Here is a 9,308-nt window from a genome sequence, read left to right as displayed (position 1 = left end):
CGCCGGATGCGACCGACACGGCGGCAGCAAAAGACAGGAAAAATTTGCGGGGGTCTGCGGGCGACCGGTTTTTTCACACCGGTGTCATGGTGTGCGGGCAAAGAACCCGCGCGACTAACCCAGCAGCACGATGCCGGCCGGCAGCGTCGTCACCTTGGCGCCATAGCTGGCGCCGATCAGGTTCTCGATGCGGGCCAGCTGTTCGAACCGCAAGCGCGCCTGCACCTTGCGCCGCCCCAACTCGGCATTGGTCACGATCAGCCTGCCGGGCCGGTAGCGATTGATCTCGTCGACCACGGCCGCGAGCGGCGTGTCGTTGAACACCAGCACGCGTTCGCGCCACGCGTTGACGGTCGACAGGTCGGGTGCACGCGCCACTTCGGCACCGCGCCTGCCGTAGCTGATCTGCTCGGCCTCGCGCGCGACCAGCACGCGCGTGCCGTAGTTCAGCTCGACCGAGCCGGCCATGCAGGTCACGCACACCTCGGGGCCGGTGGCGCGCACGTTGAAGCGGCTCGCGGCAGCGGCCACGAGCCGGCCGCCGCCGACCGTCATCGTGAACGGCGCGGCGCGCGACGCATCGAGCAGCACTTGCGCCTCGCCGCTCAACAGGTCGAGCGTGGCCGCGTCCCCTTCGGCGCCGTGCGACAGGTTGAAGCTGGTCTGCGTGTTCATTTCGACGACCACCGCATCGTTCAACACGACCTGGCGCTGCTCGCCGGTGCCGGTGCTGTAGTCGGCCGTCATGTCGGACAGCGCGGGCCACAGCCGGCCCGGCGGACGCACCACGACGAAAGCGGCCGCGCCCGCCGCCAGCGCGGCGCCGAGGATGTAGCGGCGATTCGGGTGGCGCGCACGCGCGATGACGCTCGCGCGCGGCGGCTGGGCCACGCGCATGCGCTGCGCCACGGCTTCGGCCGCGGGCCGCGCCACGTCCCACACGCGCGTCATCTCGGCCATCGCCTGCGCGTGCAGCGGGCTCTGGGCGCACCAGCGCTTGAAGTCCTGCGCGTCCACGGTCGTGGCCCGGCCCGAAGTGAGGCGCACGAGCCAGTCTTGCGCCTGCGCCTGCAGCGCGGCGCGGTCGTCGTCGTGGGGGGTGTTCACGGCCAGCATCTCTTCTATGACTGTTTTCCGGCCCCGGGACCGAACCGCTGGATCACATCGCGCCCCAATCGCCCGGCGCAATGCACCAGCGCGGCCTTCACTTCGCGCTCGACGATCCGCACCGACACGCCGTGGCGCACTGCGATGTCCTTGTGCGGCGTCTCGTCCACGCGCGAGGCCAGAAAGATCTCGCGGCGGCGGCGCGGCAGCTCTTCGAGCGCGCGTTCCAGGGCCTGCACTTCGCTGCGCGCTTCCGACAGCCGTGCCGGGTCCTGGTTCTCGTCGGCGAAGTGAAGAAGCTCTTCGACTTCCACGAAATCGAGCAGTCGCCCGTTCGAGATGCGCCTGTCTTCCGCCACGTTCGACGCGATGCGCAGCAGGTAGGCCATCGGGCTCTGCACCGGGCCGGGGTCGCTCATGCGGTTCACGCGCAGCCAGGTCTCGTGCAGCACGTCGTCGGCCACGTCGTCGGAGCCGAAGCGGCGGCGCAGCCTGTTCCTGAAATCGAGGTAGCGGCTCGTGAGCAGGCTGCGCAGAAAGCCGGGGGTGTCCTGTTCCACGGCGGACTCAGGACGCTTCGGCGTTCGCGGGGGCCATGCCCGCGCACACGTCGGTGCTGCTGCCGGTGCGGGGCAGCAACAGGATCGTCAGGGGTTCGTCCGGCGTGCCGTCTTTCAACGGGCTGAGCACCAGCGTGTTCATCGCCGCCTCGAGCGCGGCATCGCGCTGCGCGACGCCGGTGGAGCCCAGCACCCGCGAGCGCCGCACGTGGCCGGCCGGGCCGACCCACAACTGCACCAGCGCGCGATAGCTGCCGGGCTGCACGCGCGGCCAGCGGCACAGCGTGCGCTCCAGCGCCTGTTGCACGACGCGCGCGTTGCCGTCGTCGCCGGCAGATTCGTCGGACGGCGACGGGGTCGCGTGCATCGGCACGGGCGTCTCGGTCTCGACCAGCGTGAAGGTGGTGTCGTCGGCATAGCGCGCGGCCAGCCGCGTGCCGGCCAGCATCTGCTGCAAGGCCTCGCGCGGCGAGAGTTCTCCGCGCACGGGCATCGATTCGATTCCGGCCGCGAGCTGCCCGTCGAAGAACACCGATTGCCCCGTCGCCTGCGCGAACGCCTGCAGCGCCGAAGCCAGCGGCTGCGCGGGAATGTCGAGGCTCACGCGCCTGGCCGGCGCTTGCGGCCGGGCGGGTGAATCGGCAACGGCGGCGGGGGATGCACCCAAGGACAGGATTCCGAAAAACAAGGTCAAGACACTCACCCACCGCCGCGACCGAGCAATGCACCACATGCCTGGTCCTGTCACGAAATGGAATTTGCTGCGGGCCAGCGGGAACCGTGGCCGTACTACTTTTGGTCGAGCGGATGCTAGTGAGGATTTGTGACAAGTTGAATGCAATGCATACGGCCAGGTCCGTGAAATGCGCGCGATCGATCAGGTCGTGAGCACGACCTTGCCAACGTGTCCTGCACGTTCGAGGTACTGGTGAGCGTGCACCACATCGTCGAGCGCGAAGCTGCGATCGATCTGCACCTGCAGCGTGCCGTCGGCCAGCCCCGCGTCGATGAAAGCCAGCGCGCGGGCGAGTGCTTCTTCGTCGCGCGGCAGGCCCATCGAGGCAGCACCGGTGAACTCGAGCACCTTGTAGACGTGGAAGTGCCAGCTCTTGCGAAACTGCGCAATGGCCGGGTACGCAAATTCCGCCCCGCCCGAGAGGCCGTACAACACATACCAGCCGCGATGGGCGACGACATCGCCCAGGCGCATCACGTCCGCGCCACCCACGCCGTCGTACACCAGCTCGACACCACGGCCACCGGTGAGCGCCAGCACGCGCTCGACCACGTCTTCGTCCTGCGTCACGACCACGTGCGACGCGCCGGCGTCGAGCAGCGCCTGCCGCTTGGCATCGGTGCGGGTGGTGGCGATGGCGACGATGCCCGCCGCACGCGCCATCTGCAGCGCCGCGATGCCCGTGCCCGACGAAGCACCCGTCACCAGCATCGACTGTCCACGCTGCAGGCGGGCCATTTCGAACATGGGGAAGTAACCCGTCAGATAGGCCATGTAGGCACCGGCGGCCTGCGCGGCCGAAAGCGTTTGGGGGTGGCGCACCACGTGCGTGGCCGGCAAGAGAATGCTTTCGCCGTAGGTCGGGTACTGCCCCTGCCCCGCACCGGGCAGCACCGCGACGCGGTCGCCCACCGACAGGTGCCCGACACCCGCGCCGACCGCGTCGATGACGCCGGCCGCCTCGTTGCCCAGGCCGGCCGGCAAGGTGGCGTCTTCGATGTACATGTTCTCGCGCCAGAGCGCATCGGCCCGGTTCAGGCCGATCGCCTGCACCGCCATACGCACTTCGCCCGCGCCGGGCGCGCGCGTCTCGAACTGCTCGACCCTCAGCACATCGGCGCCACCGAATCCGTGAAAGCGAACCATCCTGCTCATTTCGAAATCTCCTTTGAAAGACCGGCGGCCTGCGAGATTGCGTGCCCCGGTACAGCCAATCTAGAGGCCGCAGCGGCATCAAGGAAATCGATTGATGGGATATTCGGCATGCACGACATCGATACCTTGCAAGGGCCCCGCATGAAACCGATCGAACTCGGCCGCATCGACCTGAACCTGCTCACGGTGCTGGCCGCGCTCATGCGCGAGCGGCACGTCAGCCGCGCCGCACAGCGGCTGCACCTGGGCCAACCGGCCGTGAGCCATGCGCTGGCGAGGTTGCGCGAACTCACGGGCGATCCGCTGCTGGTGCGCCAGGGCCGCACGATGGAACCGACCGAACGCGCGCTGGCGCTGATGCAAGGGCTCGGCCCCGCGCTCGAACAGATCGAAGCCACCTTCCGCGCGCAGGCCGACTTCGAACCGGACCGCGCCGCCCCCGTCTTCCGCATCGGCCTGACCGACGACCTGCAGATCGCGATGCTGCCGAGGCTGCTGCGCGCCCTCAGTGCCGAAGTGCCGCGCGCCAAGCTGGTCACGCTGACGGTCTGCTACCGCAACGCGCCGCGCTACCTCGACGAAGGACGCGTCAGCGCGGTGATGGCCTTCCTGAAAGACCTGCCGGCCGGTGCCAAGGTCCGCAAGGCGCGCACGGTGCGTTTCGCGGTGCTTCGCGCCGACACCGCACCGGGCAAGCTGTCGCTCGACGATTACTGCCGTCGCCGCCACGTGCTCGTGACCTACGCCGGCGACCTGTGCGGCACCGTCGACGAAACGCTCGAGCAATTGGGTCGGCAGCGCGACGTGGCCTTCTCGGTGCCGCAGTTCGGCAGCCTGCCTGCCGTGCTGGCGGGCTCCGAGCTGCTGGCCACGGTGCCCGAGCACGTGGCGCAGGTGCTGTCGGCACAAGGCGGCGGGCTTCGCCACGAGGCCCTGCCGTTCGAGAGCCCGAGCTACCAGATCCGGCTGGCCTGGCGCGCCGTGACCGACAAGGACGCGGCCGAGGTCTGGTTGCGCAAGGCGATGCTGCGGGCCTTCGACTGACTGAAGCGTTCGGCATTGCCTCGCCCCGTCATTCGGCGCTTGACCCGTCCCCTGGGGCAGCCCCTACAAAGCGGGAGATCCATCGAAAGGAACATGCCATGCAGCACTCTCCCACCCGGTATCTGAATCCATCCGAAGCCGCGCGACGGCTCGGTGTGTCGGCCAAGGCCTTGCGCCTCTACGAGCAGCGCGGACTGGTGGAGCCCGACCGCAACGCGGCCGGCTGGCGGGCGTACGGCCCGGCAGAGATGGCGCGGGCCGCCGAGATCGTCGCGCTGCGAGCGCTCGGCTTCAGCCTTGCGCAGGTGGAGCGGGTGCTGGGCGGCAACGCGCAAGGGCTCGAACAAGCGCTGGCGGCCCATCAGGCGGCGCTGGAGTCGCAACTGCATCAGCTCGCGCGCACAGTCGAAAAAGTCCGTGGCCTGCGCGGCGGCGTTGCGCAGGGCCAGGTTCCGACCGTGAGCGAACTGGCCGGCCTGCTCGCGCCCGCCGCGGAGATTCGCGTCGCCTTCGACCTGCCGTGGCCCTGGGGTGGCGAGCGCTTCGAGCTTCGCGACATCCGCCCGCTGAACTACATCATCGGCCCGCTCGGCAGCGGCAAGACGCGGCTGGCGCAGAGGCTTGCCGCCGAATTGCCCAACGCCGTGCTGCTGGGCCTGGACAGGCTTGCGGACGGCGGCGCGGCGGCACGGTCGCGGATCGATGACGACCCCGCGCTGAAGTCGCGCGTCGAGCAAACCATGGCGTGGCTCGTGGAAGACGGCGCGGCGCCGTCGGATGCGTTGCTCACGCTGCTCGCTGGGCTCGAAGCACAGGGGCCGGACGCGCTCGTCGTGGACATGATCGAACAGGGACTCGACCAGCCCACGCAGGAAGCGCTGATCGCGCGGCTGCGGCAGCGCGGTGCCGATGCGCGGCCGATCTTCATGCTCACCCGCTCCAGCGCCATCCTCGACCTGGCAGCGGTCGGCCCGAACGAAGCCATCATCTTCTGCCCCGCCAACCACAGCCCGCCGACGCTCGTTGCCCCGTACCTCGGTGCGCCGGGCTACGAAGCCGTTGCCACCTGCCTGGCATCGCCGGACGTGCGGGCCCGCACGGCAGGGGTCGTGGCGTGGCGGCCAGAACCGGTCGCCGCGCCTTGACGCGATCGATGCGCCCTTCCCGTTAACGGCTCGCCGTTTCATCTCGGCCGCTCCCGCTTCAGAAAATCTGGAAAGCCCTGATGCCCGCCGCAACCGTCGCACCCTAGGATGGGCGCACCTTTTTTCATCGAGACACCGGAACACCGCATGCCAAGCACCGAGACACACTTCGAGTTGACCGCCAACGACGGCCACACGGTGGAAGCCCACCGCTGGCAAGGCCCGACGCAGCGGGCCGTCGTGCAGTTGGCGCACGGCATGGGCGAACATTCGCTGCGCTACCGGCCCTTGGCGGACGCGCTGACGCAGGCCGGCTACGTGGTCTATGCGAACGAGCATCGCGGCCATGGCAACGGCGCCGCGGCACGCAACGAGCTGGGCGAATTCGGCCCGCGCGGATTCGCCGGACTCGTCGACGACATGGCGCTGCTGAGCCGCCACGTTCGCGGCGTGCACCCCGGGCTGCCGCTGATCCTCGTGGGGCACAGCATGGGCTCGTTCGCCACGCAGTACTACCTCGTCAAGCACAGCGCGCTGTTGTCGGGCGCGGTGCTGTCCGGCACCTCGGCGCTCGACCTGCTGGGTGCCGCGTTGCAAAGCGGCTTCCGTCTCGAAGACATGAACGCCGCGCTGCCCGACGTGCGCACGCCCTTCGACTGGCTCAGCCGCGACCCGGCCCAGGTCGATGCCTACGTTGCCGACCCGCTGTGCGGGTTCACGGTCTCAGCCGAAGGGCTCGGCTCGATGTTCGCGAACCTCGCCGACCTCACGCCCGCCGCGATGCAGGCGCACATCCGGCCCGACCTGCCGCTGTACCTGTTCGTGGGCGACCAGGACCCGGTCAGCAACAAGGCCGAATGGTTCTACCCGCTGGTGCAGCGCTACCGCGAGGCGGGGCTGCGCGATGTGTCATGCCACGTGTTCGGCGGCGCGCGCCACGAGACACTGAACGAAACCAACCGCGAGGAAGTCATGGCCGTGCTGCTGGCGTGGATCGCGCGGGTGGTGGGCCGCAAGGGCTGACGGCTGCGCAGGGGGCTTTCAGGCCTTGGCGTGCAGCAGGCCCCCGATCGATACGCCGTTGGCATTGACGCGAACCCTCTCCGACTTTCCCGCGTCCGAGGGGCTGTCGGCTTCACCAAGCTGGGCCATCGCGCCTTGCTGGGCACCGGACATGCGCAAGGTATTCAGCTGCGCCTGCAGCATCGCGATCTGATTCGCCATGGCTTCCAGCTGCTGCTGGAGCGAGCGGCGCAGCTCGCCCTCGGGGGTCGAGATCAGAAGGCTCTGCTTTTCCCGCATCTGCTCCTGGATGCCCGTGATCTGACGCTGGATCTTCGCGATCTCCGCATTGACATTGCTACCGCTCCCTGCGCCGCTCGCGGCACTGATTCCTGTCAGCATCCTGTGTCCTTTGTCTTGCTGTAAAGAAAGGGTTATCGGCATCGGCGGGAAAAAATGAAGGGGGCGTGCATCGCGCCCTTTCACGCGGGCGGCAAGGCGGCGCCGTCCGCGATACTCGTTCGAACAGTCGACCGCCGGTCGACGCGCATCGCCGACACCTTCACTCCATCCATGAACCGTCTTCTCCTGCTCCCGCTGGCCTCTCTCCTGCCCGGCCTCGCCCTCGCCGCCTCGTTGTCCGGAACGCTCACCGCAGGCGGCGGCATCGATGACCTGAGCGTCACCGTCCGTTCCGTCAGCGGCCAGAAGATCGACGTGTATTGCGACCAGCAATGCGGCGACTGGTTCGACGAAGACAAGGCCTCGGAAGGCTATCGCCTCAAGAAGAAGCTCGTGGGCAAGCAGGTGCTCCTCGACTATCGCAAGGAGCCGAACCGCGACAGGATCGCCGGTCCGGGCGCGAATGACCTGCTGAACTTCGTCAAGAAGATCGAACTGCTGAAGTAAGTCGATGGCGCCCGCGTGCAGCCTTGGCAGACGGCCGAAGGCGCACGGATTCGACAGCTCGCCGCGGCCCTGTCCATGTAGAACATTTGTGCGATACGCGTGCTCGCAACGGCTTCCTAGAATCGCGCCGCCGGCTTCCAGCCCCGGTCAAAAAAGCGTTTCAAATGCCGTCGATTCCACACACTCGCGCCCTCTTTTCTTCCCTTGCCGCGCGAGCCGTGGCCCGACGCGCCGCCACTGGCGCACTGCTCTTCATTCTGGCTTCCTGCGGTGGCGGGGGAGGCTCCGGCGGTGGTGGCTTCTTTCCTCTGGTTTCACCCGCGCCGGTTGCTCCGGTTGAGCCTGTCGCGCCGCCTCCACCGCCACCGCCGCCCCAGACCATCGGCGGCACGGTCAGCGGCCTGATGGGCACCGGCCTCGTGCTGCAGAACAACGCGGGCGATGACCTGGCCATCGCGGCCAACGGCAACTTCAGCTTTGCCACGCAGATCGCCGAAGGCGCGGGCTACACCGTCACGGTCAAGACGCAGCCCAGGCTTGCGACCATCGTGTGCACCGTCACCGGCAACGGCAGCGGCAAGGTGGCCGGAGCGGCCGTGAGCAACGTCGCCGTGCGCTGTGCACCGCCTGCGGCCCGCTTTGCCTACGTGGCGAATTTCGACTCGAAGGACGTGTCGGGCTACACCCTCGATGCCGGCACGGGCGCCCTTCGCCCAATGGCCATGCCAAGGTTTCCCGTGGGAGTGGAACCTATCAGCATCGCCGTGGACCCCTCGGGCCGCTTTGCCTACGTGGCCAATCCCAACGACAGCTCCGTCTCGGGCTACCTCATCGACGCCGGCACCGGCGCACTCACGCCGATGGCCGTGCCGAAGGTCGTGGCTGTCGCCGGCAGTGCGCCCTACAGCATCGCCGTACACCCCACGGGCCGGTTCGCCTACGTGTCGGACATCAATGCCAAGACGGTGTCGGCCTACACCATCGATGCCAGCACCGGTGCCTTCAGCCCTGCCGGCGTGCCGCTGGCCGCCGCGGGCAACGGCACGCCCTTCGTCACGGTCGATCCCACGGGCCGGTTTGCCTATGCGACGAACATCGGCTCGGACACCGTGTCGGCCTACAACATCAATGCCGACACGGGCGTGCTTACCCGGATGGCCGTGCCCACGATTGCCACGGGGCCCAGCCCCTATGGCATCACCGTGGACCCCACGGGCCGGTTCGCCTACGTGGCGAACGCCGGAGCCGACTACCTGTCGGCCTACGCCATCGACGCCAGCTCCGGCGCCCTGAGTCCGCTGGCCACGCCGACGATCACGTCCGGGTTGACGCCCTTCTCCATCGGCATAGACCCCACGGGCCGCTTTGCCTATGCCGCGAACATCGACTCCGACAGTGTGTCGGCCTACAACATCAACCCCAGCACCGGCGTGCTGAGTGCGATGAGCGTGCCGTCGATCACCGTGGTGGGGTCCCAACCCACCTCCGTCAAGGTGGACCCCACCGGCCGCTTTGCGTACGTGGTGAACTCCGCTGCCGGCAACCTGTCGGCCTACAACGTCGATGCCGCCACGGGCGCGTTCAGCCCGATGAGCGTGCCGACAGTCGGCACGGGAACGAACCCGCAGGTCATCGTGTTCTCGAGGTAGT

General features: G+C 68.4%; 10 protein-coding genes. 5 read left to right on the top strand and 5 right to left on the bottom strand.

What is annotated here, in order from left to right:
- Positions 1-114: 114 nt before the first annotated feature.
- The 4 genes from ACGLHS_RS04455 to ACGLHS_RS04440 form a co-directional block, all read right to left on the bottom strand.
- The gene (locus tag ACGLHS_RS04455) at positions 115-1,107 is read right to left on the bottom strand and encodes a FecR family protein (RefSeq protein WP_394477218.1); all 993 of its coding nucleotides are present in this window, start codon (positions 1,105-1,107) and stop codon (positions 115-117) included.
- 14 nt (positions 1,108-1,121) lie between these two features.
- Entirely contained in the window at positions 1,122-1,667 is a 546-nt protein-coding gene (locus tag ACGLHS_RS04450) for an RNA polymerase sigma factor (protein WP_093237394.1), read from the bottom strand.
- Positions 1,668-1,674: 7 nt separating this feature from the next.
- Positions 1,675-2,334, bottom strand: coding sequence for a secretin and TonB N-terminal domain-containing protein (locus ACGLHS_RS04445; RefSeq protein WP_143012420.1), 660 nt, complete (start codon positions 2,332-2,334; stop codon positions 1,675-1,677).
- A 210-nt stretch (positions 2,335-2,544) separates the two neighbouring features.
- Positions 2,545-3,558, bottom strand: a complete 1,014-nt coding sequence (locus ACGLHS_RS04440) for a zinc-dependent alcohol dehydrogenase family protein (RefSeq protein WP_394477216.1) — start codon at positions 3,556-3,558, stop codon at positions 2,545-2,547.
- 141 nt (positions 3,559-3,699) lie between these two features.
- Here ACGLHS_RS04440 and ACGLHS_RS04435 point away from each other — a divergent pair, with 141 nt between their 5' ends.
- The 3 genes from ACGLHS_RS04435 (at position 3,700) to ACGLHS_RS04425 (ending at position 6,770) form a co-directional block, all read left to right on the top strand.
- Positions 3,700-4,602 (top strand): LysR family transcriptional regulator, encoded by a 903-nt coding sequence (locus ACGLHS_RS04435; protein WP_394477214.1) that lies wholly within the window; start codon positions 3,700-3,702, stop codon positions 4,600-4,602.
- A gap of 98 nt (positions 4,603-4,700) precedes the next feature.
- Positions 4,701-5,747, top strand: coding sequence for a MerR family transcriptional regulator (locus ACGLHS_RS04430; protein WP_394477212.1), 1,047 nt, complete (start codon positions 4,701-4,703; stop codon positions 5,745-5,747).
- A 147-nt stretch (positions 5,748-5,894) separates the two neighbouring features.
- The gene (locus tag ACGLHS_RS04425) at positions 5,895-6,770 is read left to right on the top strand and encodes an alpha/beta fold hydrolase (RefSeq protein ID WP_394477210.1); all 876 of its coding nucleotides are present in this window, start codon (positions 5,895-5,897) and stop codon (positions 6,768-6,770) included.
- Positions 6,771-6,788: 18 nt separating this feature from the next.
- Here ACGLHS_RS04425 and ACGLHS_RS04420 read toward each other — a convergent pair whose 3' ends face one another.
- Positions 6,789-7,151, bottom strand: a complete 363-nt coding sequence (locus tag ACGLHS_RS04420) for a FlxA-like family protein (protein WP_394477208.1) — start codon at positions 7,149-7,151, stop codon at positions 6,789-6,791.
- 171 nt (positions 7,152-7,322) lie between these two features.
- On the opposite strand from ACGLHS_RS04420, the gene ACGLHS_RS04415 reads away from it, so the two are divergent.
- Together ACGLHS_RS04415 and ACGLHS_RS04410 are read left to right on the top strand one after the other, a co-directional pair.
- Entirely contained in the window at positions 7,323-7,658 is a 336-nt protein-coding gene (locus tag ACGLHS_RS04415) for a hypothetical protein (protein ID WP_394477206.1), read from the top strand.
- 218 nt (positions 7,659-7,876) lie between these two features.
- On the top strand, positions 7,877-9,307 hold the full coding sequence (locus ACGLHS_RS04410; protein ID WP_394477204.1) for a lactonase family protein: 1,431 nt from the start codon (positions 7,877-7,879) through the stop codon (positions 9,305-9,307).
- The last annotated feature ends 1 nt before the right edge of the window (position 9,308 follow it).

The organism is Variovorax sp. VaC1 (genome assembly GCF_043658315.1).
GTDB lineage: Bacteria > Pseudomonadota > Gammaproteobacteria > Burkholderiales > Burkholderiaceae_C > Variovorax.
This window is presented reverse-complemented; position numbering and strand designations above follow the sequence as displayed.